Source organism: Streptomyces sp. EDA2-14 (genome assembly GCF_054963755.1).
The window spans coordinates 915,691-940,304 of the sequence record NZ_JBUEGE010000001.1 but is presented as its reverse complement, the minus strand read 5'-3'; the positions used below and the strand labels follow the sequence as shown (position 1 = coordinate 940,304).

The window sequence follows — 24,614 nt, the reverse complement described above, 5'->3', positions numbered from 1 at the left end:
GATCGTCGAACTACTTGATCAGGTAGATCGTGGCGAAGAGGCCGATCCAGACGACGTCGACGAAGTGCCAGTAATAGGACACGACGATGGCGGCCGTCGCCTGCTCGTGGGTGAACCTCCGGGCCGCGTACGTCCTGCCGAGGACGAACAGGAAGGCGATGAGGCCACCTGTCACGTGCATGCCGTGGAAGCCGGTGGTCAGGTAGAAGACCGAGCCGTACGGGTCGGAGGAGAGCGAGAGCCCATCCTTCTTGACCAGCTCGGTGTATTCGTACACCTGACCGCCGATGAAGATCGCACCCATGATGAAGGTGACGATGAACCACGTCCGGAGCTTCTTCACGTCGCCACGCTCGGCGGCGAACACGCCCATCTGGCACGTGAGTGAGGAGAGCACCAGGATCGTGGTGTTCGTCGCGGAGAACGGAAGGTTCAGCGCATGCGCCATTTCCTTCCAGTGATCCGGTCCGGTCACCGATCGCAGGGTGAAGTACATCGCGAAGAGGGCCGCGAAGAACATCAGCTCGGAACTCAGCCAGATGATGGTTCCGACGCTGGTGAGGTTCGGTCGATTGACCGACGGGTGCGCGTGCCCGGTTTCTACTGTCGTTGCTGTCGCCACGACCGACATTATGTCGGTCGCTTATCTCGCCCTCACTCCGGGGGGTGTCATTCGGAGTGTCTGGGTGGTGTGTCCAGCCCATATGGCCCATCGGAGCCGCGTGCGAACCGGTGTTGACGGGGTGTCGGGAGGAGTAGGCTCCGCGACACGGATCACCGTACGACGCCCTTAAGACGCCGATGTCTTCGGAGGAACGATGCAGTCGACCGCGACGGTTCTGGTCTACAGCGACGACGCCAACACGCGCGAGCAGGTGCGCCTCGCGACAGGCCGCCGGCCCGCGTCCGACGTCCCCGAGGTGCAGTTCATCGAATGCGCCACGCTTCCGGCAGTCCTGAAGGAGCTGGACAGGGGCGGGATCGATGTCTGTGTCCTGGACGGCGAGGCCGCCCCCGCGGGCGGCATGGGCGTGTGCCGGCAGATCAAGGACGAGATCTTCCACTGTCCGCCGGTGCTGCTCCTGATCGGCCGCCCGCAGGACGCGTGGCTCGCGACGTGGAGCCGCGCGGAGGCCGCTGTGACGCTCCCTGTGGAGCCCGTGGAGTTCGCCGAGGCCCTGGCCTCCCTGCTGCGCTCCCGGCTCGCTGTCGGCGCCTGACAGGCCCGCGCGCTTCCGACTCCCGTACGCCGGCGGCGTACGGGAGTCGGAAGTGTCACACGGTTGATTCTTCCGGGTGATCTCAGACCTCGGGGCTGAGCCGCGCCTGGAGGGCCGGGTCGGGCTTGTCGGCCTTCTTCGTGAGGGCACTGCCGGCCTGCCACTTCTTCCAGCCGACGTTCCAGTCGCCGAACCCGTTGCCGAACGGGTCCATCTCCGAGCCGTAGCTGTTGACGACCTTCACGATGTCGCCCTGGCGCACGGTGTCGTAGAACCAGGCGGCGTTGTTGGTGCTCATGCCGGTGCAGCCGTGGCTGACGTTCGCGGAGCCCTGTGAGCCGACGGACCAGGGCGCGGCGTGCACGTACTCGCCGCTCCAGGTGACGCGGGTCGCGTAGTAGACCGGCAGGTCGTACGAGTCCGATGAGCCCTCGGCGATGCCGATCGTCTCGCCCCGCATCCGTACGTAGTACTCCTTGCCGAGCACCACCTTGACGCCGTTCCGGGTCTCGAAGCCGGCCTTGCCCGTGGTGACCGGGATGGAGTTGATCTCCTTGCCGTTGCGGTAGACCGTCATGGAGTGCGCGGAGGCGTCGGTGACGGCCACGATGCGGTCGCCCGTGGTGATGGTCAGCGGCTTGGAGCCGCCGCCCCACAATCCGTCGCGGATCTTCACTCCGTCGAGTCTGCTGGTGGCCGTGATCTTCGCCTGAGTGGGCCAGTACCCCTTGGGGCGGTAGTGCAGTTCCGTGCTGTCCACCCAGTACCAGGAGCCCTTCACGGCCGGCTTGGAGTCGACCTTCAGGGAGCGCTCCACGAGGGCCCGGGACTTCTCGTCCTTCACGGGCTTGTTCAGCTCGGCGGTAATCGGCTGTCCGACGCCGTACGTGCCCTTCTGCGGCCCGAACGTGACCTTGAGGGCCTTCTCCTTGTTCGGGTGGCCCGTGTCGAAGGTGAGGACCTTGCGGCCGGGCTCGCCGTCCTCGTCCTCGGTGCTCACCCGGACCGTGTACTGGGCGTTGGCGGTCAGCGGAGCGGTCGTGTGCCACCTCGTGCCGTCGGCGGAGAGTTCGCCCGCGACAAAGCGGCCCATGGCGTCCTGGGCGGTGACGTCGGTGATGCGGGACTCCTCGCCCTGGGCGGTGACCTCGAGCGGCTTGTCCGGGTCCGCCTTTTTGCTGCCGCCCGCGGGCCCGTTGAAGGAGATCTGGCTCGCCGCGTCGTACGGCTTGGCGGTGAGCGGGTGGCTGGAGCTGCCGCACCCCACGGTGCCCGCACCGAGTGCGGCCACCAGCAGGGAGCAACCCAGAACCGTACGGATACGCGGTGAGTGGTTCATGACCTCACCGTAAGAAGGAACACCCGGTCCAGCGCGGCGAAGTGCGCCGCACGGGGCAACGGGCGGCATGCGGAAGGGCCCGGACGCTCCATCAGGAGTGTCCGGGCCCTTCGGCTACGGGAGTTCAGTACCGGTCAGCCGGAGCTCACTGGTTCTGGTTCTCACCGCGGTAGTACTCGAAGACCCAGCCCCACAGGCCGAACAGGATGATCGGGGCCGAGAAGTACAGCAGCCACCAGCCGATGGCGACGGCCAGGAACGCGAGCGCGCCACCGACCGCGAGGGAGAGCGGCTGCCAGGAGTGCGGGCTGAAGAAGCCCACCTCGCCGGCGTCGTCCGCGACGTCGGCCTCCTTGTTGTCCTGCGCACCGGTGTCGACACGCCGGGCCGTGAAGGCCAGGTAGTAGCCGATCATGATGCACAGGCCGAACGCCAGGAAGAGCGCCGTCGTACCGGCCGGCTCCTTCGACCACACGCCGTAGACACCGGCCATGATCAGGACGAAGAGGCTCAGCCAGATGAACATCTTGCCTTGGACCTTCACTTGCCGGCCTCCTTAGCAAGAGCCTTGTCGCCATGACCGGAGTTCTCCAGCTGGTCCAGGGCGGCGATCTCCGGGTGGTGGAGGTCGAACGCCGGGGATTCGGACCGGATGCGCGGCAGCGTGAGGAAGTTGTGCCGCGGCGGCGGGCAGGACGTCGCCCACTCGAGCGAACGGCCGTAGCCCCACGGGTCGTCGACCTCGATCTTCTTGCCGTACTTGGCGGTCTTCCACACGTTGTAGAAGAACGGCAGGATCGACAGACCGAGCAGGAACGAGGAGATCGTCGAGATCGTGTTCAGCGCGGTGAAGCCGTCGGCCGCGAGGTAGTCCGCGTAACGACGCGGCATGCCCTCGACGCCCAGCCAGTGCTGCACCAGGAACGTGCCGTGGAAGCCGATGAACAGCGTCCAGAAGGTGATCTTGCCGAGGCGCTCGTCCAGCATCTTGCCGGTGAACTTCGGCCACCAGAAGTGGAAGCCGGAGAACATCGCGAAGACGACCGTTCCGAAGACCACGTAGTGGAAGTGCGCCACCACGAAGTACGAGTCGGAGATGTGGAAGTCCAGCGGCGGCGCGGCCAGGATGACGCCGGTCAGACCACCGAAGGTGAAGGTGATCAGGAAGCCGATCGCCCAGAGCATCGGTGTCTCGAAGGACAGCGAGCCCTTCCACATCGTTCCGATCCAGTTGAAGAACTTCACGCCTGTTGGCACGGCGATGAGGAACGTCATGAAGGAGAAGAACGGCAACAACACACCGCCGGTGACGTACATGTGGTGCGCCCACACGGTCACCGAGAGACCGGCAATGGCGATCGTCGCGCCGATGAGGCCGGAGTAGCCGAACATCGGCTTGCGCGAGAAGACCGGGATGACCTCGGAAATGATGCCGAAGAACGGTAGCGCGATGATGTACACCTCTGGGTGTCCGAAGAACCAGAAGAGGTGTTGCCAGAGCAACGCGCCGCCATTGGCCGCGTCGAATACATGGGCACCGAACTTGCGGTCCGCCTCCAGGGCGAACAGCGCGGCGGCGAGCACCGGGAAGGCCAGCAGGACCAGCACACCGGTCAGCAGCACGTTCCACACGAAGATCGGCATGCGGAACATCGTCATGCCGGGAGCGCGCATGCAGATGATCGTGGTGATGAAGTTGACCGAGCCGAGGATGGTACCGAAGCCGGAGAAGGCCAGGCCCATGATCCACATGTCGGCGCCGATGCCCGGCGAGCGGACGGCGTCCGACAGCGGGCTGTAGGCGAACCAACCGAAGTCGGCGGCGCCCTGCGGGGTGAGGAAGCCACCCACCGCGATCAGCGAGCCGAACAGGTACAGCCAGTAGGCGAACATGTTCAGGCGCGGGAACGCGACGTCGGGGGCACCGATCTGGAGCGGCATGATCCAGTTCGCGAAGCCGGAGAACAGCGGCGTCGCGAACATCAGCAGCATGATCGTGCCGTGCATCGTGAACGCCTGGTTGAACTGCTCGTTCGACATGATCTGCGTGCCGGGGCGAGCAAGTTCGGCGCGCATGAAGAGCGCCATGACGCCGCCGATGCAGAAGAACGCGAACGACGTGACCAGATACAGCGTGCCGATGGTCTTGTGGTCAGTGGTGGTGAGCCACTTGATCACCGTCGCGCCGGGGCTCTTGGGCCGGGCCGGCAGCTCGTTCTCGTACGAGTCGCTTGCTGCCGCGGCACCCTGGGGTTCGTTGAGGATGCTCACAGGTTCTTCGTCTCCCGGTCCTTCTCGTGGTCCGTCTGAGCGATGCCCGACGGGACGTAACCGGTCTGCCCCTTCTTGGCGAGGTCCTTGAGGTGCTGCTGGTAGCGCTCAGGAGAGACGACCTTCACGTTGAACAGCATCCGGGAGTGGTCGACGCCGCAGAGCTCGGCGCACTTGCCCAGGAAGGTCCCCTCCTTGTTGGGAGTCACCTCGAAGGAGTTGGTGTGGCCCGGAATGACGTCCTGCTTCATCAGGAACGGCACCACCCAGAAGGAGTGGATGACGTCACGCGAAGTGAGGACGAAGCGGACCTTCTCGCCCTTGGGGAGCCAGAGGGTCGGACCGGGGTTGTTGGTCTGCGGGTTCCGCTCACCAGGCGTACCGACCTCGTAGACACCACCGGCGTTCGCCGGGAAGTCGTCCTTGAAGCGCTTCGGGATCGCCGAGAGCTCCTTGGAGGTCTTGGCGTCACCGTCGACACCCGGCACGTTCTCGACGTAGTTGAAGCCCCAGCTCCACTGGTAGCCGACCACGTTGACGGTGTGCGCGGGCTTGTCGTCGAGCTTCAGGAGCTTCGACTCGTCGCGCGCGGTGAAGTAGAAGAGGACCGAGACAACGATCAGCGGAACGATCGTGTACAGCGCCTCGAGCGGCATGTTGTACCGCGTCTGAGTGGGAACCTCGATCTTGGTGCGGCTGCGCCGGTGGAAGATGACACTCCACAGGATCAGACCCCACACCAGCACGCCCGTGGCGAGCGCTGCCGCCCACGAGCCCTGCCAGAGGGAGAGGATCCTAGGGGCCTCCTCCGTCACCGGGGTGGGCATACCAAGACGAGGGAAGTCCTTGTATGTGCAACCGGTAGCGGTTACCAGGATCAGGCCCGCAGTCAGCACCTGCGGCAGCTTCCGCCGCATCGGGCGCCGCGACGAGCGGTCGGAGCCGTTGGGACTCACGTAGCGCCTTCCCGAGAGTCTCGCCCGCGCTCTTTGGTTGGCTACGGCCGCCATCTCGCTGGTCGCTCGCCGCCCTGGCACACGGGCAGGGGTTTGGATGTTTATGCGGACCAAACCCTACTGGACGCTATTTGGGGTCGCGCGGGGAGGGTGCCTAACGCGCCGCGGGTCACTCCGAAGGGTGGGATCGGGGGGCGTTTGAGGCTTTCTGACGGTGGATCGGGGCTGGGGGCGCCCCGGGCGGGCGGGGCTGCCGAGCCGCGGGGCGCGGTCCGTGGTGGTTGGCGTGCGGCCCGCGGCGGAGCCGCAGATGTCACAGCCCCGCGCCCCTGAGCGGCGCGTCCTCCTCGCCCACCCGTAGCGTTGCGCCGTGGCCTACTTTGACTCGGCGTCGTCCGCTCCTCTTCATCCCGTCGCCCGGCAGGCCCTGCAGGCCTCGCTGGACGAAGGGTGGGCCGATCCGTCGCGTTTGTACCGGGAAGGGCGGCGGGCGCGGCTGCTGCTCGACGCCGCGCGGGAGGCCGCCGCCGAGGCGGTGGGCTGCCGGGTCGACGAGCTCGTGTTCACCTCGTCCGGCACGCGGGCGGTGCACGACGGCGTCGCGGGGGCGCTCGCGGGGCGACGGCGCGCCGGGAAGCACCTGGTCGTGTCAGCCGTCGAACATTCGTCTGTGCTCCATTCGGCGGCGGCGCAGGAAACGGCCGGCGGATCGGTGACGCAGGTGGAGGTCGGGCGCGAAGGGCGCGTCACGGTCGAGTCGTTCCGGGGCGCGCTGCGGGAGGACACGGCGCTCGCCTGCCTCCAGTCCGCCAACCACGAGGTGGGCACCGAGCAGCCCGTCGCCGAAGTGGCCGAGGCGTGCCGGGCCGCCGGGGTGCCGCTCTTCGTGGACGCGGCGCAGTCGTTGGCCTGGGGGCCGGTGCCGGGCGACTGGTCGCTGCTCGCCGGGAGCGCCCACAAATGGGGCGGCCCGGCCGGGGTCGGCCTGCTCGTCGTAAAGAAGGGGACGCGGTTCGCCCCTCAAGGACCCGCCGACGAGCGGGAGTCCGGGCGGGCTTCCGGCTTCGAGAACATTCCGGGCATCGTGGCCGCGGCGGCGTCGCTACGGGCGGTGCGGGCCGAGGCCGCAGGGGTGGCGGCGCGACTCAAGGAGTTGACGGACCGGATCCGGGCGCGGGTGCCGGAGCTGGTGCCGGACGTGGAGGTCGTCGGCGATCCGGCACGACGGCTGCCGCATCTGGTGACGTTCTCCTGTCTGTACGTCGACGGGGAGAGCCTCCTGCACGGACTCGACCGGGCCGGTTTCTCCGTTTCCTCCGGTTCGTCCTGTACGAGCAGCACGCTGACGCCCAGCCATGTGCTGCGCGCGATGGGCGTGGTGAGCGAGGGCAACGTACGGGTGTCGCTGCCACCGGGCACGGAGCCCGCCGAGGTCGACCGCTTACTCGACGTGCTGCCGGGGGTGGTGTCCGAGGTCCGGGAGAAGCTGGGCGCACCGACCGCCGGGGCGGAGGGCACGGCGGATTCCCTGACCGTGGACGCCATGGGCATGACCTGCCCCCAGCCGGTCATCGAACTGGGCCGGGCGATCACCCGCGTACGACGGGGCGGCACGGTCACGGTCCTGGCCGACGACGAAGTGGCGGCGGTGGACATCCCGGCCTGGTGCTTCACCCAGTCCCACGAGTACGTAGGGGCGGAACCACACCCCGATGGGGGCATGACATACGTGGTGCGCAAGAACGGATAGCCCGGGGGCGCGGGGCTGTGTCGACATGCGGCTCCGCCGCGTGGGCGCAAACAGGACCACAGCAGGACCGCGGCCGCCCTGCTCGCCAAGAGAGCAGGAACGGCCGCGGCCATGGACCGAGGTCAGCCGAGGTAGCCCTCGACCTCCAGAGCGGCAGCGTCCCCGTACTGCTTGCGGAACCGGTCCATGAACGGCGCCCGCCGCAGCTCGTACTCCTGCGTGCCGAGGGTCTCGATGACCAGCGTCGCGAGCATGCAGCCGATCTGCGCGGCGCGCTCGTGCGGGACGCCCCAGACGAGACCGGACAGGAACCCGGCGCGGAACGCGTCGCCGACGCCCGTCGGGTCGACCTTGGCCTCCTCCTCCGGGACACCGACCTCGACCGGGTCCTCGCCGGCCTTCTCGATGCGCACGCCGCGCGCGCCGAGCGTGGTGACGCGGTGGCCGACCTTGCCGAGGATCTCGGCGTCGGTCCAGCCGGTCTTGGACTCGATGAGGCCCTTCTCGTACTCGTTGGAGAAGAGATACGTGGCGCCTTCGAGGAGCGTGCGGATCTCCTCGCCGTCCATCCGGGCAATCTGCTGCGAGAAGTCGGCGGCGAACGGGATGGAGCGCGTGCGGCACTCCTCCGTGTGGCGGAGCATCGCCTCCGGGTCGTCCGCGCCGATGAGAACCAGGTCGAGTCCGCCGACGCGGTCCGCGACGGTCTTCAGCTCGATGAGCCGGGCCTCGCTCATGGCGCCCGTGTAGAAGGAGCCGATCTGGTTGTGGTCGGCGTCCGTGGTGCACACGAAGCGGGCCGTCTGCAGGGTCTCGGAGATCCGGACCGAGTCCGTGTCCACGCCGTGGCGCTCGAGCCACGCGCGGTACTCGTCGAAGTCCGAACCGGCCGCGCCCACCAGGATCGGGTTCGTGCCGAGCTGACCCATGCCGAAGGCGATGTTGGGGCCGACGCCGCCGCGGCGTACGTCGAGGGCGTCGACGAGGAAGGAGAGGGAGACCGTGTGCAGCTGGTCCGCGACGAGCTGGTCGGCGAAACGGCCGGGGAAGGTCATCAGGTGGTCGGTGGCGATGGAGCCGGTGACTGCGATTCGCACGGCGTGAGCACGCTTCCTGAATAAGGGGAGGAGTTGACGCTTCACGCTACCCGCTCGGGGCGTGCGGGCTGAAGTATGGGAAATGCCTGATAGCGGGTCTTTCTTCGGATGTCACCTCAGGGCTACCGTGCCGTCATGACCTACGACGTGGCAGGCATGGCCGAGGACGATCTCGCTTCGCTGCGGGGTGACTGCGTCCGGATGCTTCCGCACTGGTCGACGCCGCGCGCACCGTGGGAGGTGGAGAGCCGCTCCGCCGTGGCCGGGCCGACCGGGATTCACGGCGTCGTCGTGCCCGAGTCGTCCGCGCGGCTGATCGACTCCATGGCCGGTTTCGGCGACTGAGCGTTCCCGGAAATTCCCGGAAGGGAACCGCGCGCCCCCGCATCCCGTCCCATCGGTGTCCCCGGTGCGAAGGAGCGATGCGGTGAGCGGCGAAGAGCGGACGCGGGATCTGCACGGGCGACGGCGGACGACTGCCATCGTGTCGGTCGCGGCGGCCGTCCTGCTCGCCGGAGGCGGCGGCGCGTATCTGGCGGCGAACGCCGACGGCGGGTCAGGCCACGAGGATTCCGCCCGGCCCGGCGGCACGGGCACTCCCCCGCCGCTCGCCCTGGACGGCTACTCCGAGGGCTCCGGCTCCACCGGCCCCTCCGGCGCGGAGCAGCCCGGTATCGCGCCCGGCGAGCCCGACCCGAACGGCACCCGCTACAGGGCGACCGGCGATCTCCCGGCGGGCCCCGGCAAGGCCCCCGTCTACCGGTCCGGCGGCGGGGTGACCGCCGCCGAGGCGAACCGGCTCGCCGATGCGCTCGACGTCCAGGGCACACCGCGGCAGTCCGGCGACGCCTGGAAGGTGGGTCCGGCGAAGGACGGTTCGGGGCCCTCGTTGCAGGTGAGCCGGAAGGCGCCGGGGGCGTGGACGTACTCCCGGTACGCGCCGTCCTTCGGCGGCAAGTGCGGTGACGCGGCGAAGTGCGCGGACCCGACGGGCGGGGGCAGCGCGAAGGACGCGGTGGGCGAGGCCGCCGCGAAGCGGGCCGCGGCGCCGGTCCTGAAGGCCCTCGGCCAGGACGACGCCAAGCTCGACGCGGAGCAACTCATGGGCGCCACCCGCGTGGTGAACGCCGATCCGGCGGTCGGCGGGCTGCCCACCTACGGCTGGTCGACCGGGATCCTGGTCGGCCCGGACGGCCAAGTGGTCGGCGGCAGCGGAATGGTGAAGGAGCCGGTCAAGGGCGCCACGTATCCGACGGTCGGGGCCCGCGAGGCGCTGGAGCGGATGAACGGTGCGGCGGCCGGGGGCCGGGTGTCCGTCGGCGGGTGCGCGCGTCCGGTGCCGCTGGGCGGGGACGGCGGGGACAAGGACACGTCCTGCGCGTCGGCGCCGGCGAGGCCCTCGACGGTCGACGTCACCGGGGCGACGTTCGGGCTCGCCGCGCACTTCGTCGGGGGGCGGCAGGCGCTGGTGCCGTCGTGGCTGTTCGAGGTGCGGCCCGCCGGGTCGCGGGCCGCGTACACGGTGACGTATCCGGCGGTGGAGCCCCGCTATCTGGTGGCGCCGAAGAGCGCGGCGCCCTCCCCCACGGGCCGCGCCGACTCCGTGCACATCCAGGGGTACAGCGCCGCGGGGAAGACGCTGACCGTGCACTTCACGGGTGGCGTGTGCGCGAAGTACGCGGCGTCGGCCGACGAGTCCGGGGGCCGGGTGAGCGTGAAGGTCACCGGGACGGAGAAGAAGGGCACCGTCTGCATCGAGCTGGCGAAGTACTACACGTTGCGGGTGCCGCTGGACGAGCCGCTCGGTGAGCGGAAGGTGGTGGCGGCCGACGGGTCCGCCGTGCCGCACGCGCAGAAGAACGCGCCGGGCGGCGTCGAGCCCGCACCGCGGGACTGACCTGTCGGACCACGAGAACGCCGAAGGGGCGGCCCCATGGGGGCCGCCCCTTCCGCGCTACCACTGTGCTGCTTAGCTGAACGAGTCGCCGCAGGCGCAGGAACCCGTCGCGTTCGGGTTGTCGATCGTGAAGCCCTGCTTCTCGATCGTGTCGACGAAGTCGATGGAGGCGCCGCCCAGGTACGGGGCGGACATGCGGTCGGTGACGACCTTCACGCCACCGAAGTCCTTGACGACGTCACCGTCGAGCGAGCGCTCGTCGAAGAAGAGCTGGTAACGCAGGCCGGAGCAGCCGCCGGGCTGAACAGCCACACGCAGGGCCAGGTCGTCACGGCCTTCCTGGTCGAGCAGAGCCTTGACCTTGGCCGCGGCTTCGTCGCTGAGGATGATGCCGTCGCTGACGGTGCTGGTCTCGTCCGATACGGACATCTACATCTCTCCCGGGTTGTACGGAGACTGCTTGCCGACCATTGCTAACCGGCAAAGGCCCGGATCCATTCCGGGTTTCGCTTTTCTTCTCTTCATGCTCGCACACCGTGCGCGGGCGGGGCACGGGGCGGCCTCGGCCGGATGCGTCACATCGACGACATCACCATCGTCAAACTGACGTGAAGCACGTATGATAGATAACGTCATTTCGACGAAAAGTCGAGCAGAGCGAAGAAAGGGTGCGTGACGTGACCACGGCCCAGTCCCCCCAGGCCCCTGTTGACCTGGACGTTTCTCCCACGCCTCTGGCGCTGCTGCTGCTTGGGCGCGAGGCCGACCCGCGCAGCGAGCGCGGTGTGGAGTGCCCCGGCGATCTGCCCTCGCCGTCCGACCCGGACCTGGTGGAGCGGGCCCGCGCGGCCAAGGAAAAGCTCGGAGACAAGGTGTTCGTGCTCGGACACCACTACCAGCGCGACGAGGTCATCCAGTTCGCCGACGTCACCGGGGACTCCTTCAAGCTGGCGCGGGACGCGGCGGCCCGGCCCTCGGCCGAGTACATCGTGTTCTGCGGTGTGCACTTCATGGCCGAGTCGGCCGACATCCTCACCGGGGACGACCAGAAGGTCGTGCTCCCGGACCTCGCCGCCGGCTGCTCCATGGCCGACATGGCGACGGCCGAGCAGGTCGCCGAGTGCTGGGACGCGCTGACGGAGGCCGGCATCGCCGAGTCCGTCGTCCCCGTCTCGTACATGAACTCCTCCGCGGACATCAAGGCGTTCACGGGCAAGCACGGCGGCACGATCTGTACGTCGTCCAATGCCGAGCGCGCGCTGACCTGGGCGTTCGAGCAGGGCGAGAAGGTCCTCTTCCTGCCGGACCAGCACCTGGGCCGCAACACGGCCGTCCGTGACCTCGGCATGTCGCTCGACGACTGCGTCGTCTACAACCCGCACAAGCCGAACGGCGGGCTGACCGTCGAGCAGCTGCGGGACGCCAGGATGATCCTGTGGCGCGGGCACTGCTCCGTGCACGGGCGCTTCTCGCTGGACTCGGTCAACGACGTGCGGGAGCGCATACCGGGCGTGAACGTCCTCGTGCACCCGGAGTGCAAGAACGAGGTCGTGGCCGCGGCGGACTACGTCGGGTCGACGGAGTACATCATCAAGGCGCTGGAGGCGGCGCCTGCCGGGTCGAAGTGGGCCATCGGCACGGAGCTGAACCTGGTGCGGCGCCTGGCCAATCGGTTCGCCCCGGAGGGCAAGGAGATCGTCTTCCTCGACAAGACGGTGTGCTTCTGCTCGACCATGAACCGGATCGACCTGCCGCACCTGGTGTGGACGCTGGAGTCCCTGGCGGACGGCCAGTTGGTCAACCGCATCGAGGTCGACCGCGAGACGGAGCAGTTCGCCAAGCTGGCCCTCGAGCGGATGCTGGCGCTGCCGTAACCGGTCCTGCCCTCTGAGCCCCTGCGGCGATTGAGCAGCGGGGTCCGGGGCAGAGCCCCGAAACCGGAAGCGGGGCGAGCGCCAGATGAACGCTCGCCCCGCACCAAAGCGGCGGTAGCCGCTACACGTTCGCCGGCTCCGGGTCCGTGGCCGGCGTCTGGGGCGGAACCCCGGAGTCGTCACCGCGCTTCGCCGCCCGCTTCGCGGCCCTCCGCTCCTTGCGCAGCTCCAGCATCGCGTAGAGCGTCGGCACCAGAAGCAGCGTCAGCAGCGTCGACGTGATCAGACCGCCGATCACGACCACGGCCAGCGGCTGCGCGATGAAGCCGCCCTCGCCCGTGACACCGAGCGCCATCGGGAGCAGGGCGAAGATCGTCGCCAGGGCCGTCATGAGGATCGGGCGCAGTCGGTGCCGCCCGCCCTCGACGACCGCCTCGACCACACCGAGCCCCTGGGCCCGGTACTGGTTGATCAGGTCGATGAGCACGATCGCGTTCGTCACCACGATGCCGATGAGCATCAGCATGCCGATCATCGCGGGCACACCCATCGGCGTCCCCGTGGCCACCAGCAGCCCGAGGGCACCGGTCGCCGCGAACGGGATCGAGACCAGCAGGATCAGCGGCTGGGCCAGCGAGCGGAACGTCGCGACCAGGAGCATGAAGACGATCGCGATCGCCGCGAGCATCGCCAGGCCCAGCTTCTTGAACGCGTCGTCCTGGTCCTCGCTGACACCGCCGATGCTCGCCGTGGCGCCCTTCGGCAGATCCAGCTTGTTGATCTTCGTCTGGAGGTCGGCGCTGACCGCACCCGTGTTGTCGCCGTCCGGCTTCGCCGTGATCGTCGCCGCGCGGGCGCCGTCGATCCGGGTCATCGAGACCGGTCCGTCGACCGTCTTCACCGTGGCGATGTCGCCGAGGGTGAGGCCGCGCGGGCCCATCGGCAGCTTCTTCAGCTCGGCCATCGTGGTGGCCGGCTTCGCCGACTTCACGACGACGTCCCGCTCGGTGTCGTCGATGGTCGCCTTGCCGCTGGTGGTGCCGCGCACCGCCTGGGTGACGGCGGCGCCGAGCGTGGTGTCGTTGAACCCGGCGGCGGCCGCCTTGGAGTTGGCCTTCACCGAGATTCGCGGCACCGACTGCGACAGGTCGCTGGAGACGTCCGTGACGTCGTCGATCGAGGCGACCGCGGAGCGGACCTGCTCGGAGGCCTTCTCCAGTACGTCGCCGTCGGCGGCCTTCACGACCACGGACAGGTCCTGGTTGCCGAAGCCGCCACCGGCCGCGATGGTCGTCGTACCGATGCCGGAGAGCTGTCCGAGCTCGCGCTCGATGCGCTTCTGCGTGGCCTCGTAGGTGTGGCTGTCCTTCAGCTTCACCTGGTACGACGCCTGGTTGGTGTCGGTGCCGCCGCCGAAGGCCGCCATGAAGCCGGAGGAGCCGATGGTGACCTGGTAGTCCTCGATCTCGTCGATGCCCGCAAGCATCTTCTCGATCTTCTTCGCGGAGGCGTCGGTCGCCGACAGGCTGGTGCCGGGCCGCAACTCCTGCTTGATGGAGAGGACTTCCTGGTCGCCCTGGTCGAAGAAGTTCGTCTTGAGCAGCGGCGCCATGCCGAACGTGCCGACGAGCACGACCACCGCGATCAGCAGACTGGTGAAGCGGCGGCGCGTCGCGAAGCGCAGCACGGGAACGTAGATCCGCTGAAGCCAGGAGCGCGCCTCCTTCTCCTCGGCCTTGCGCCGGGCCTCCTCCGGGTCGACGCCGCGGGCCGCCTTGGGCGGGCGCAGGAACCAGTAGGAGAGGACCGGGACGACCGTGAGCGAGACCAGCAGGGACGCGAGGAGCGCCGCCGTCACCGTGATGGAGAACGAGCCGAACAGCTCGCCCACCATGCCGCCGACCAGGCCGATCGGCAGGAAGACCGCCACGGTCGTCAGCGTCGAGGAGGTCACCGCGCCCGCGACCTCGCGCACGGCCTTGAGGATCGCTTCCCTGCGTTCCTCGCCGTAGCCGAGATGGCGCTTGATGTTCTCCAGGACGACGATCGAGTCGTCGACGACGCGGCCGATCGCGATGGTCAGCGCGCCGAGCGTGAGCATGTTGAGCGACAGGTCGCCGGTCCACAGGACGATCAGCGCGAGCACCACGGACAGCGGGATGGAGACCGCCGTCACGAGCGTCGAGCGCAGCGACGCCAGGAAGATCAGGATCACGATCACCGCGAAGAGCAGGCCGAGCGCGCCCTCCGTGGTCAGGCCCGAGATCGACTTCGAGACGGCCGGGCCCTGGTCGCTGACGACCGTGATGTCGGCGCCGGAGCCGAGGTCCGAACGGAGCTGCGGCAGCTTGTCCTTGACGGCGTCGGAGATGGAGACGGCGGAGCCGTCGTGGTCCATGGTGACCGCGAGCGAGAGGCTGGGCTCGCCGTCGGTGCGGGTGATCGAGTCGGCCGTGGACGGCTGCTGCTGCACGGTCGCGATGTCACCGAGGCGTACGGGCTTCCTTACGCCCTCCCCCGTGATCATCAGGTCCTGGATCTGCTTCAGGGACGTGAAGCCGCCGCCGACCTGGACCGTGCGGTTCTTGCCCGCCTCGTCGAGCGAGCCCGCGGGCATGGTCGCGCCGCCGGCCTTCAGGGACTCGGCGAGGGCCTGGGCGTTCACCCCGGCCGCGGCCATCTTCCGGTCGCTGGGCGTGATGTCGACCTGGAGGTCGCGGACGCCGTCCACCGTCACCTGGGAGACGCCGTCGATGTCCTTCAGCGTCGGTACGACGGCCTTGTCGAGCTGGTCGGCGAGCGCCTGCTGGTCCTTGTCGGAGGTGACGGCGAGCACGACGGTCGGGATGTCGTCGGTCGAACCGGCGACGACCTGCGGGTCGACGCCGTCGGGCAGCTGGGCGCGGGCCCGGTTGACCGCCTGCTGGACATCGGCGACGAGCTGCTTGCTGCCGTCCGTGCCGTAGTCGAACTGGGCCATCACCAGGGCGTTGCCCTCGCTGGCCGTGGAGGTGACGCCGGTGATTCCGTCGACGGCGTCGATGGAGTTCTCGAGCGGCTCGACGACCTGCTTCTCCACCACGTCCGGGGACGCGCCCTGGTAGGGGGCGACGACGGAGACCATGGGCAGTTCGATCGAGGGCAGCAGCTGCTGCTTGAGCTGAGGGATCGCGATCGCGCCGAAGACGATCGCGATGATCGACATCAGTCCGATGAGGGCGCGCTGGGCGAGGCTGAATCTCGACAGCCAGGACATGGATCGGGTCTCCGAGTGACGTGAGCGGAAGATGAAGGCCCGTGCCATGACAAGTCGTGCGGTGGCAGGCGTGGGACCCACGGTCCACCCTCGGTCATCCGTGCGAACCGGGGCGTCGCTCCCAGGTGCCGTTCTTACCCGCCGCCTACTGCGCCCGTAGTACGCGCCCCGTCGGGGTCACTCCACCCGTGGACGGACCAGCCCCGACTCGTACGCGATGACGACGAGTTGGGCGCGGTCGCGGGCGCCGAGCTTGGCCATGGCGCGGTTGACGTGGGTCTTCACGGTGAGCGGGCTGACCGTGAGGCGCTCGGCGATCTCGTCGTTGGAGTGGCCGCCCGCGACCTGCACGAGGACCTCGCGCTCGCGCCCGGTGAGCGCGGCGAGCCGCTCGGCGCTGCCGTCCGTGGGGCGCTCCCCGTCCTCGTAACCGTCGCCCTGCGCGAGGAACTTGGCGATCAGGCCCTTGGTCGCGACGGGTGAGAGCAGGGCGTCGCCCGCGGCCGCGATGCGCACGGCGCCGAGCAGTTCCTCGGGTTCGGCGCCCTTGCCGAGGAAGCCGGAGGCGCCGGCCCGCAGCGACTGCACCACGTACTCGTCGACCTCGAACGTCGTCAGCATCACCACGTGCACGTGGCAGAGCTCCGGGTCCGCGGTGATCTCACGGGTCGCGGCGAGGCCGTCGGTGCCGGGCATCCGGATGTCCATGAGCACGACGTCGGGGCGCTCGGAGCGGGCGAGCCGGACGGCCTCCGCGCCGTCGGACGCCTCCCCCACCACCTCCATGTCGGGCTCGGAGTCGACGAGCACGCGGAAGGCGCTGCGCAGCAGGGCCTGGTCGTCGGCCAGGAGTACCCGGATGGTCATGTGGTGGCGTCCTCGGAGGTGTTGGTGCCTTCGGCGGGGTCGGCGCCGCCGGTGCGGGCCTTGGTCGGAAGGATCGCATGGACGCGGAAACCGCCGCCGTAGCGCGGTCCCGCGGTGAGGGTGCCGCCGAGCGCCGTGACGCGTTCGCGCATGCCGAGCAGTCCGTGCCCGCCGTTCGCGTCCGGCTCGTCGGGATCGCTGGGGTGGTCGCCGTACGCGGCCGCGGCGCCGGGCCCGTTGTCGAGGATGGTGATCTCCACATTGGGACCCACCCGTACGACGCTGACCTCGGCCTTGGCGTCGGGGCCCGCGTGCTTGCGTACGTTCGTCAGCGCTTCCTGTACGACACGGAAGGCGGCGAGGTCGACGGCGGCGGGCAGCGCGGGGGCGTCCTTCGCGCGCGCCACCTCCACGGGCAGGCCCGCGTTGCGGAAGGTGTCCACGAGGTCGTCGAGCCGGTCGAGTCCGGGAGCGGGCTCGGTGGGCGCCTCCGGGTCCCCGGTCTGCCGCAACAGGCCGACCGTGGCGCGCAGTTCGCCCAGCGCGGAGCGGCTGGCCTCGCGGACGTGCCCCAGGGCCTCCTTGGCCTGGTCGGGCCGCCGGTCCATGACGTGCGCGGCGACGCCCGCCTGCACGTTGACGAGCGCGATGTGGTGGGCGACGACGTCGTGCAGATCGCGGGCGATCCGCAGCCGCTCCTCGGCGACGCGGCGCCGCGCCTCCTCCTCGCGGGTGCGTTCGGCGCGTTCGGCGCGCTCCCTGATCGCGGTGACGAAGGCGCGCCGGGAGCGGACCGCGTCGCCCGCGGCGGCGGCCATGCCGGTCCACGCGAAGATGCCGAGGTTCTCCTGGGAGTACCAGGGCAGCGGGCCCGCGAACATGGCGACGCCGGTCAGCACCGCCATCGTGGCCAGGCCCACGCGCCAGGTGGTGGGGCGGTCCGTGGTGGCGGCGACCGTGAAGAGGGCGACGACCGCGGACATCACGACGGGGGCGCGGGGGTCGCCGGTGACCAGTTCGACGACGGAGACAGTGGCCGTCGCGGCGAGTACGGGGAGCGGGGCGCGGCGGCGGAACACGAGGGCGGCGGCGCCGAGCAGCATCAGCACGAGGCTGAGGGCGTTCGGCGTTCTGGCGCCCCAGGCGTAGGTGCCCTCCGGTCCGTGCGGGTCCACGAAGGAACCGGCGACCATGCAGAGCAGGACGCCCAGCGCGAGGGAGGCGTCCAGGGCCAGCGGATGCGTCCTGGCCCACCGTACGAAGCGGTTCACCGGGTTCACGGTATCGGGTCGCCTCGCGCGGCACCGGTGCCGTCACATCAAGCCCGGCTACCCCGGGATCAGGCCGTCGTCGCTGAGCATGTCGCGGACCTCCGCCAACGTGGCGTCGGCCGCGGGCAGGATCAGCTCCGACGGTTCCAGGGCGTCGTCCGGCAGCGGAGCGCCCAGGCGGCGGACCGCGTCCAGGAGAGCGGTGAGCGTGCGGCGGAACCCCGCCTCGTCCCCGCTCTCCATCTCGGCGAGCAGCTCGTCGTCGAGCTTGTTGAGTTCGGTGAAGTGGTCGTCCGCCAACTCCACCTGGCCCTCCCCCATGATCCGGACGATCATGTCGGCCTCCTCAAGGCACTACAGGCACTGCGTACAGGCACTACTGCTTGTCGAAGCGCGGGGTGTCCCGGGGCTGCTGCGCCGGCTGAGCCTGCTCCTGGCCGCCCTCGATCGCGGTCTGCGAGGAGGACGAGCCACCGGACAGCTCCGCCTTCATGCGCTGAAGCTCCAGCTCTACATCCGTACCACCGGAGAGCCGGTCCAGCTCGGCCTGGATGTCGTCCTTGGCCATGCCGGAGGGGTCGTCGAGGGCACCGGAGGCGAGCAGCTCGTCGATGGCACCGGCGCGCGCCTGCATCTGGGCGGTCTTGTCCTCGGCACGCTCGATCGCCATGCCGACGTCGCCCATCTCCTCGGAGATGCCGGAGAACGCCTCGCCGATCCGGGTCTGCGCCTGCGCCGCGGTGTAGGTCGCCTTGATCGTCTCCTTCTTGGTGCGGAAGGCGTCGACCTTCGCCTGGAGCCGCTGGGCCGCGAGGGTGAGCTTCTCCTCCTCGCCCTGGAGCGTCTGGTGCTGCGTCTCCAGGTCGGTGACCTGCTGCTGGAGGGCGGCGCGGCGGGAGAGCGCCTCGCGGGCCAGATCCTCCCGGCCGAGCGCGAGGGCCTTGCGGCCCTGGTCCTCGAGCTTGGACGACTGGGACTGGAGCTGCCCCAGCTGCAGTTCCAGTCGCTTGCGGGACGTCGCCACGTCGGCGACTCCCCTGCGTACCTTCTGGAGCAGCTCCAGCTGCTTCTGGTACGAGTAATCGAGGGTCTCGCGCGGGTCCTCGGCCCGGTCAAGGGCCTTGTTCGCCTTCGCGCGGAAGATCATCCCCATACGCTTCATGACACCGCTCATGGGCTTCGCGCGCCCCCTTCTGACAGATCCAGCCTTGGTCCAGCTCCGGCACTGCGACAGAAACCACAGTACGGGTCCTGCCTCTATTACCGCACTGTTCAGGTACGGATGCGCTCATACCCGAGGACGACTGATGACGGCCCCGATCCGGCGCAAGGAGTAGATGACCCCTGACGGAGGACGCCGGGTGTTGTCGGATCGTTCCCCACGGCCCTGTGGTCGATGCATGACCACCACGTACCCTGGCGATTGTGTTCCGTAGCCGATCCAAGGACGACAAGGCCCAGGCCGCGCAGGCCAAGGTGACCATGTCCAAAGAGCCCCGAGACCCGCAGGCGCCCAAGGGCCGCCCCACGCCCAAGCGCAGCGAGGCCCAGACGCAGCGCCGCAGCGTGGCCAACACCAAGATGACGCCGAAGGAGGCCCGCACCCGCTCGCGCGACGAGCGCCGCACCGCGATGCAGCGCCAGCGCGAAGCGCTGGCCAACGGTGACGAGCGTTATCTGCCGGCCCGCGACAAGGGTCCGGTGCGCAAGTTCGCCCGCGACTTCGTCGACTCGCGGTTCGCGATCGCCGAGTACTTCCTGCCGATGGCCGTCGTCATTCTCGTCCTGAGCATGATCCGCGTCGGTTCGCTGCAGAACATCGCGCTGCTGCTGTGGCTGTTCGTGATCGTCGCGATCGTGATCGACTCGGCCGTCACGGGCTTCCGCCTGAAGAAGATCCTCGCGGAGAAGTTCCCGAACGAGCGCCGCAAGGGCGCCGTCGCGTACGCGCTCATGCGCACGCTCCAGATGAAGCGACTGCGCCTGCCGAAGCCGCAGGTCAAGCGCGGAGAGCGGCCCTGAGCGCGGACAGCACCGAGGCTTTCGCCGGCGACGCCGTGCACTCCTGGCTGGACAAGCTCGGCGGTCTGCGCAACATCGTGCGGCAGGAGCTCGTGGCCCGGCAGCTCGACGAGCAGCTGGCCGGGCGGTTCCCCGTCGGCCAGCGGCTGCGGGTGCTCGACGTGGGGATGGGCCAGGGCACGCAGGCGCTGCGCCTGGCCCGCGCCGGGCACAAGGTGACCGGGGTGGAGCAGGATCCGGAGATGGTCTCCGTGGCGCGCCGGACGCTCGCCACGGAGCCCGCGGGGGTGCGGGACCGGGTCCGGCTCGTGCAGGGCAGCGGCATGGAGACCGGTGTCCACTTCCTGCCGGGCAGTTTCGACGTCGTGCTCTGTCACGGCGTCCTGATGTACGTCGAGGATCCCGACGCGCTGCTCGCGGGCCTGGCCCGGATGCTGGCGCCGGGCGGGCTGCTCTCCCTCGTCGTGCGCAACGGGGACGCGCTCGCGATGCGTCCCGGGCTCGCCGGTGACTGGATCACCGCGCTCGGCGCCTTCGAGTCGACGAAGTACACGAACCGGCTCGGGCTCGACGTCAGGGCCGACCGGCTCGGCCCGCTGACGGAGACGCTCGCCGGGATCGGGGCGCCGCTGCACTCCTGGTACGGGGTGCGGGTCTTCACCGATCAGGCCGCGGACGACGCGGTGGTGCCGGAGCACGGGGAGCTGCAGACGTTGCTCGCCGCGGAGGAGAAGGCGGGTCGTTCTGATCCGTACCGCCGGGTGGCGGCGCTCTTGCACCTGTGCGGGGTACGGGGCTGAGGTCCGCTGCTCAAGCCCCTGCGGCGATTGAGCACCGGGGTCCGGGCCGCAACCACGGCGCCGTTGGTGACGCCTCGGGGCGCTGCCCCGGACCCCGCGCCTCAATCGCCGGCGGGGCTCAATTGGCTTCCGCTTCCTCCGCATGGAGGCCCATCGGGCCGTAGATGACCTTGTCGTCCTCGAAGAGGGTGACCTGGTCCGCTCCCCCGTCCGCGAGCTGCTTCCAGTACTCGCCGACCCAGGACTCGGCGTCCCCCTGCGTGGTGAACTCCTCAGGCTCCACCGCGGGAGACACCTCCGTCCCGTCGGACTTCTCGAACCGCCACGTCCACGCCGCCATGTCAGCCTCCCGGTATCGGTCGTCCGCTCTGCCGCTGTCCCCGGAAGCCTATCCGGGCGCGCGTCGATCAAGGGGGCGCGGGAGGATCTTCCTGTGGAACTGACACTGCTCGGCACCGGTGGCCCCGACGGGCTGCCCCGCCCCGACTGCCCTTGCGCCGCCTGCGCGACCGCGCTCGGCCGCGACGCCCGTGCCGCGACGGCGGTCCTGATCGACGGGACGCTGCTGCTCGACCTGACGCCGGGGGCCGCGTTCGCCGCGGCCCGTTCGGGGCACAGCCTCGGCGGCGTCCGGCAGGTGCTGCTCTCCCATCCGCACGACGGGCCCGCGGTCGAGGTGCCCGCGGGGCTCCCGCAGCCCGGCCGGGTGCCGGACGGCCGGGAGCTTGCGCTCATGAGCGGGCACCGGGTGCGGGCGCTCGCCCTGGACGCGCCGGGCACCGGCTACGAGGTGACCGGGCCGGAGGGCGAGCGGCTGCTCTATCTGCCGCCCGGCACCGCGCCCGCGGGGTTCGAGGAGCCACGGGCGCCGTACGAGATGGTGCTCGCCGATGTCGTCGGGCGGCCGGACGCGCTTGCCCGGCTGCGTTCGGTGGGCGCGATCGGTCCGACCACCGATGTCGTCGCCGTCCATCTGGACCATGACGTGTTCCCCGGTCCCGAGCTGGCGCGGCGGCTCGCGGCGGCGGGCGCGCGGGCCGTGCCCGACGGCACGACCCTGGACGTCGGCACGTACGAGGACGTGCCCGATGTGCCGCGCAGGACGCTGGTGCTCGGCGGGGCGCGGTCGGGCAAGTCGGTGGAGGCCGAGCGGCGCCTGGAGGCGTTCCCCGACGTGCTGTACGTGGCGACCGGCGGAACGCGCGGCGGGGACACGGAGTGGGCGCAGCGGGTGGCGGCGCACCGGGAGCGGCGGCCCGGTTCGTGGCGGACCGCGGAGACCTGCGACCTCGTGCCGCTGCTGGAGGACGCCGAGGACACCGCCCCGCTGCTCGTCGACTGTCTGTCGCTGTGGCTGACGTACGCGATGGACGAGGTGGGCGCCTGGGACGACGCCGAGTGGGCGGGCGGCGGCGAGAAGGCGCTGCGGGAGAAGGTGGCCGCGCTCGTCGACGCCGTGCGGCGCACCCGGCGGCCGGTCGTCGCCGTGTCGAACGAGGTCGGTTCGGGGATCGTGCCCGCGACCGCGTCGGGACGCCGCTACCGGGACGAACTCGGCCGCCTGAACGCGGCGTTCGCGGCCGAGTGCGAGCACGTGCTGCTCGTCGTCGCCGGTCAGGCGCTGGCGCTGCGCGGCTGACCGGGAGCCCCCGGCCTACGCGTCGGGGTCGCGGCGGGCGATCACCCGGTACGCGTTGGAGAAGCGGCTGCGGCGGGCGAGCGGGGCGAGGAGCCGGTCGGCCGCGCGGGCGGCGAGGAACGCGGGCGCGACGGCCCGCGTCAGGATCTCGCGCAGGATCCGCTGGGCCTCGCTGGGGGCCTTGGCGCGCCACGGGTCGTCGGCGTCGGGCAGGTGGCGGCCCGCGAACAGGGCGAGGCCGGCCGCGAGATCGAGCGGCACGTGGGCCTCGCGGCGGTCGACGGCGACCACCGTGTAGCCGAGGGCGCGCAGTTCGGTGCGGAGGTTGGCGAGCGGGATCAGATGCAGGTGCTGGGGCTGGAAGTACGAGATCCACCACTTGCCGAGCAGCTTCGCGAAGCGGCTCTCGGGGTCGGGGACCTCGATCAGCAGATGCCCGCCGGGGCGCAGGACGCGGCGTGCGGCCTTCAGTTCCTCGCGGGGGTCGCGGGAGTGCTCCAGGTGGTGGAACATGCTCAACGCGTCGTAGCCGCCCTCCAGTTCGGGCGCGAGGTCGACGAGGGAGCCCTGGTGGGCCCGCTCGATGCGGCCCGCCCTGCGCCCCTCCGCCAGGCCGTCGCCGCTGTCGAGGCCGTCGAAGGCGGTGTACGGCAGGACGTCCCGGGCGGCCGCGGGGAAGTGGCCGTGGCCCGTGCCGACGTCGAGCCAGCTCTCCGGTTCGATGAACGCGGCGAGGGCGCGGGTGGCGGCCCGGTGGCGCCGGTCGGAGCCGCGCTCACCGAAGATCCACTCGGCCTGGCCCGCGTACCGGCCCTCGCGGAAGTCGCGGTAGTAGAAGTCCAGGCCCTCGGGGGTGAGGCGGGGGTTCTGGAACGAGTGGGCGCAGGAACCGCACTGGTCGAGGGTGAAGCTGCCGGGCTTGTGCTGGAGGAGATCGGTGGTGCGCAGGCGGGTGCGCAGCCGGGTGCTGCCGCACCAGGGGCAGTCGGGGCGCCGCGGCTCGTGGAAGCGTTCGGTGCCCCCGGCGAGTTCGGTGAGGTAGGCGGGGCGCCGCTCGGCGACCGGCTGGAGGGCGGGTGCGGTCATGGGCGAGGGCTCCTGTCATGTTCTGCGGTGCCACAACAAGTGAGCGGGATCGGGGTACGACAATTCGGCACGGAGAAGGACGTAACCGATCATCCACAAGCGGCACATGGCACCTCGGAGGCGACTCACCGCCCGCCGTCGGCGTCCGCCGGAAGGACGCACCCATCGGTGTCCCCCGGCGGCCGGTACTGTTCGGCGAATGAGCTCGCTGAACCTCGACGACTTCACCGATCTGATCGAGCGCCCCGACGGCGGGACCCGCCGCGACGCGGAGGAGCGCAGGGCCCGCTTCGCCGTGCCGCCCGGCGCGCTCGGCCGCCTCGACGAACTGGGCGAGTGGCTGAGCGCCGCCCAGGGCGCCGTGCCCGTACGGCCGGTCGCACGGCCCCGCGCGGTCCTCTTCGCGGGCGACCACGGCGTGGCCTCGCTCGACGTGTCGAAGCGGGCGGCGGGCAGCGCGGCCGGCCTCGTACGGGAGGTCGTCGAGGGCGCGTCCACGGGAGCGGTGCTCGCGCGCCAGCTCGGCGTCGGGGTGCGCGTCGTCGACGTGTCCCTGGACTGCGAGCCCGACGAGCTGCCCCAGACCGTCGACGGCCGCCGGGTGCGGCGCGGCTCGGGCCGCATCGACACCGAGGACGCGCTCACCCTCGACGAGGCGGAGGCCGCGTTCCGCGCGGGCATGGCGGTGGCCGACGAGGAGGCCGACTCCGGTACGGATCTCGTCGTGCTCGGCGACCTCAGCGTCGGCGGCACGACGGCGGCGGCCACGCTGATCGCGGCGCTGTGCGGCACGGACGCGTCCGTCGTCACCGGGCGCGGCGGCGACCCCATCGACGACCTCGCCTGGATGCGCAAGTGTGCGGCGATCCGGGACGCGCTGCGCCGGGCCCGCCCCGTCCTCGGCGACCAGCTCCAGCTCCTCGCCACGGTCGGCGGCGCGGACCTCGCGGCGGCGACCGGCTTCCTGCTCCAGTGCGCGGTGCGGCGGACGCCGGTGATCCTGGACGGCGTCGTCTCCGCGGCCTGCGCGCTCGTCGGCCAGCGGATCGCGTTCCGCGCCCCCGACTGGTGGCTGGCCGCCCACGCCAGCGGCGAGCCGGCCCAGGCGAAGGCGCTGGACCGGATGGCCATGGACGTCCTCCTCGACCAGGACGTCCGGGTGGGCGGCGCCACCGGCGGCCTGCTGGCCCTCCCCCTGGTCCAGGCGGCGGCCTCCCTCGCGGCGGAACTCCCGGAGACGGCGGCGCCCGCGAAGGAAGACGACTAGCA

The 24,614-nt window shown here is 70.3% G+C and carries 23 protein-coding genes; 9 read left to right on the top strand and 14 right to left on the bottom strand.

Translation table 11 applies throughout. The annotated features are described in order from the left end of the window. Positions 1-10: 10 nt before the first annotated feature. A complete protein-coding gene (ctaE, locus tag ACY34M_RS04170; protein ID WP_462717663.1) occupies positions 11-631 on the bottom strand; it encodes an aa3-type cytochrome oxidase subunit III in 621 nt (206 codons plus the stop codon). 187 nt (positions 632-818) lie between these two features. On the opposite strand from ctaE, the gene ACY34M_RS04165 reads away from it, so the two are divergent. Then, complete coding sequence (locus ACY34M_RS04165; protein ID WP_462717662.1) at positions 819-1,220, top strand: hypothetical protein; 402 nt, start codon at positions 819-821, stop codon at positions 1,218-1,220. 82 nt (positions 1,221-1,302) lie between these two features. Here ACY34M_RS04165 and ACY34M_RS04160 read toward each other — a convergent pair whose 3' ends face one another. From ACY34M_RS04160 to ctaC, 4 genes are all read right to left on the bottom strand, one after another. Then, positions 1,303-2,559, bottom strand: coding sequence for a L,D-transpeptidase (locus ACY34M_RS04160; RefSeq protein WP_462717661.1), 1,257 nt, complete (start codon positions 2,557-2,559; stop codon positions 1,303-1,305). Positions 2,560-2,704: 145 nt separating this feature from the next. Further along, positions 2,705-3,103: a cytochrome c oxidase subunit 4 gene (locus tag ACY34M_RS04155; protein ID WP_462717660.1), complete on the bottom strand. Its 399-nt coding sequence runs from the start codon at positions 3,101-3,103 to the stop codon at positions 2,705-2,707. After that, complete coding sequence (gene ctaD, locus ACY34M_RS04150) at positions 3,100-4,830, bottom strand: aa3-type cytochrome oxidase subunit I (RefSeq protein ID WP_462717659.1); 1,731 nt, start codon at positions 4,828-4,830, stop codon at positions 3,100-3,102. Before ctaD ends, ACY34M_RS04155 begins: the two co-directional genes overlap by 4 nt. After that, positions 4,827-5,786, bottom strand: a complete 960-nt coding sequence (ctaC, locus tag ACY34M_RS04145; RefSeq protein ID WP_462717658.1) for an aa3-type cytochrome oxidase subunit II — start codon at positions 5,784-5,786, stop codon at positions 4,827-4,829. The genes ctaD and ctaC overlap by 4 nt, the downstream gene beginning before the upstream one ends. A gap of 370 nt (positions 5,787-6,156) precedes the next feature. On the opposite strand from ctaC, the gene ACY34M_RS04140 reads away from it, so the two are divergent. Next, positions 6,157-7,536 (top strand): aminotransferase class V-fold PLP-dependent enzyme, encoded by a 1,380-nt coding sequence (locus ACY34M_RS04140; RefSeq protein ID WP_462717657.1) that lies wholly within the window; start codon positions 6,157-6,159, stop codon positions 7,534-7,536. 122 nt (positions 7,537-7,658) lie between these two features. On the opposite strand, the gene ACY34M_RS04135 is transcribed toward ACY34M_RS04140, so the two are convergent. Further along, positions 7,659-8,633, bottom strand: coding sequence for a carbohydrate kinase family protein (locus tag ACY34M_RS04135; protein ID WP_462717656.1), 975 nt, complete (start codon positions 8,631-8,633; stop codon positions 7,659-7,661). Positions 8,634-8,768: 135 nt separating this feature from the next. On the opposite strand from ACY34M_RS04135, the gene ACY34M_RS04130 reads away from it, so the two are divergent. Both ACY34M_RS04130 and ACY34M_RS04125 read left to right on the top strand, forming a co-directional pair. Further along, positions 8,769-8,978, top strand: a complete 210-nt coding sequence (locus ACY34M_RS04130; protein ID WP_462717655.1) for a hypothetical protein — start codon at positions 8,769-8,771, stop codon at positions 8,976-8,978. Between the two features lie 82 nt (positions 8,979-9,060). After that, entirely contained in the window at positions 9,061-10,530 is a 1,470-nt protein-coding gene (locus ACY34M_RS04125; protein ID WP_462717654.1) for a hypothetical protein, read from the top strand. Between the two features lie 72 nt (positions 10,531-10,602). Here ACY34M_RS04125 and ACY34M_RS04120 read toward each other — a convergent pair whose 3' ends face one another. After that, positions 10,603-10,959 carry a HesB/IscA family protein gene (locus ACY34M_RS04120; RefSeq protein ID WP_306321347.1) on the bottom strand — a complete coding sequence of 119 codons (357 nt, stop codon included), beginning with the start codon at positions 10,957-10,959 and terminating at the stop codon, positions 10,603-10,605. Between the two features lie 239 nt (positions 10,960-11,198). On the opposite strand from ACY34M_RS04120, the gene nadA reads away from it, so the two are divergent. Further along, positions 11,199-12,404: a quinolinate synthase NadA gene (gene nadA / locus ACY34M_RS04115; RefSeq protein WP_462717653.1), complete on the top strand. Its 1,206-nt coding sequence runs from the start codon at positions 11,199-11,201 to the stop codon at positions 12,402-12,404. Between the two features lie 121 nt (positions 12,405-12,525). Here nadA and ACY34M_RS04110 read toward each other — a convergent pair whose 3' ends face one another. The 5 genes from ACY34M_RS04110 to ACY34M_RS04090 all read right to left on the bottom strand — a co-directional run bounded on the left by ACY34M_RS04110 (position 12,526) and on the right by ACY34M_RS04090 (position 18,972). Continuing rightward, positions 12,526-15,660, bottom strand: a complete 3,135-nt coding sequence (locus tag ACY34M_RS04110; protein WP_462717652.1) for an efflux RND transporter permease subunit — start codon at positions 15,658-15,660, stop codon at positions 12,526-12,528. Between the two features lie 177 nt (positions 15,661-15,837). Next, entirely contained in the window at positions 15,838-16,527 is a 690-nt protein-coding gene (locus tag ACY34M_RS04105; protein WP_462717651.1) for a response regulator, read from the bottom strand. After that, the gene (locus ACY34M_RS04100) at positions 16,524-17,798 is read right to left on the bottom strand and encodes a sensor histidine kinase (protein ID WP_462717650.1); all 1,275 of its coding nucleotides are present in this window, start codon (positions 17,796-17,798) and stop codon (positions 16,524-16,526) included. Before ACY34M_RS04100 ends, ACY34M_RS04105 begins: the two co-directional genes overlap by 4 nt. Before the next feature lie 57 nt (positions 17,799-17,855). Then, positions 17,856-18,134 (bottom strand): PspA-associated protein PspAA, encoded by a 279-nt coding sequence (pspAA, locus tag ACY34M_RS04095; RefSeq protein ID WP_462717649.1) that lies wholly within the window; start codon positions 18,132-18,134, stop codon positions 17,856-17,858. 40 nt (positions 18,135-18,174) lie between these two features. Next, the gene (locus ACY34M_RS04090; protein ID WP_462717648.1) at positions 18,175-18,972 is read right to left on the bottom strand and encodes a PspA/IM30 family protein; all 798 of its coding nucleotides are present in this window, start codon (positions 18,970-18,972) and stop codon (positions 18,175-18,177) included. A gap of 251 nt (positions 18,973-19,223) precedes the next feature. Between ACY34M_RS04090 and ACY34M_RS04085 the strand changes: the two genes are divergently transcribed. Together ACY34M_RS04085 and ACY34M_RS04080 are read left to right on the top strand one after the other, a co-directional pair. Continuing rightward, on the top strand, positions 19,224-19,820 hold the full coding sequence (locus tag ACY34M_RS04085) for a DUF3043 domain-containing protein (RefSeq protein WP_462717647.1): 597 nt from the start codon (positions 19,224-19,226) through the stop codon (positions 19,818-19,820). A 92-nt stretch (positions 19,821-19,912) separates the two neighbouring features. After that, complete coding sequence (locus ACY34M_RS04080) at positions 19,913-20,620, top strand: class I SAM-dependent methyltransferase (RefSeq protein ID WP_462717731.1); 708 nt, start codon at positions 19,913-19,915, stop codon at positions 20,618-20,620. Between the two features lie 118 nt (positions 20,621-20,738). Here the strand turns inward: ACY34M_RS04080 and ACY34M_RS04075 are convergent, their stop codons facing one another. Further along, on the bottom strand, positions 20,739-20,960 hold the full coding sequence (locus ACY34M_RS04075; RefSeq protein ID WP_462717646.1) for a hypothetical protein: 222 nt from the start codon (positions 20,958-20,960) through the stop codon (positions 20,739-20,741). Positions 20,961-21,053: 93 nt separating this feature from the next. On the opposite strand from ACY34M_RS04075, the gene ACY34M_RS04070 reads away from it, so the two are divergent. Continuing rightward, positions 21,054-22,259 (top strand): bifunctional adenosylcobinamide kinase/adenosylcobinamide-phosphate guanylyltransferase, encoded by a 1,206-nt coding sequence (locus ACY34M_RS04070; protein WP_462717645.1) that lies wholly within the window; start codon positions 21,054-21,056, stop codon positions 22,257-22,259. Positions 22,260-22,274: 15 nt separating this feature from the next. Here the strand turns inward: ACY34M_RS04070 and ACY34M_RS04065 are convergent, their stop codons facing one another. Then, complete coding sequence (locus tag ACY34M_RS04065) at positions 22,275-23,345, bottom strand: class I SAM-dependent methyltransferase (RefSeq protein ID WP_462717644.1); 1,071 nt, start codon at positions 23,343-23,345, stop codon at positions 22,275-22,277. 199 nt (positions 23,346-23,544) lie between these two features. Between ACY34M_RS04065 and ACY34M_RS04060 the strand changes: the two genes are divergently transcribed. After that, complete coding sequence (locus tag ACY34M_RS04060; RefSeq protein WP_462717643.1) at positions 23,545-24,612, top strand: nicotinate-nucleotide--dimethylbenzimidazole phosphoribosyltransferase; 1,068 nt, start codon at positions 23,545-23,547, stop codon at positions 24,610-24,612. Positions 24,613-24,614: the final 2 nt, after the last annotated feature.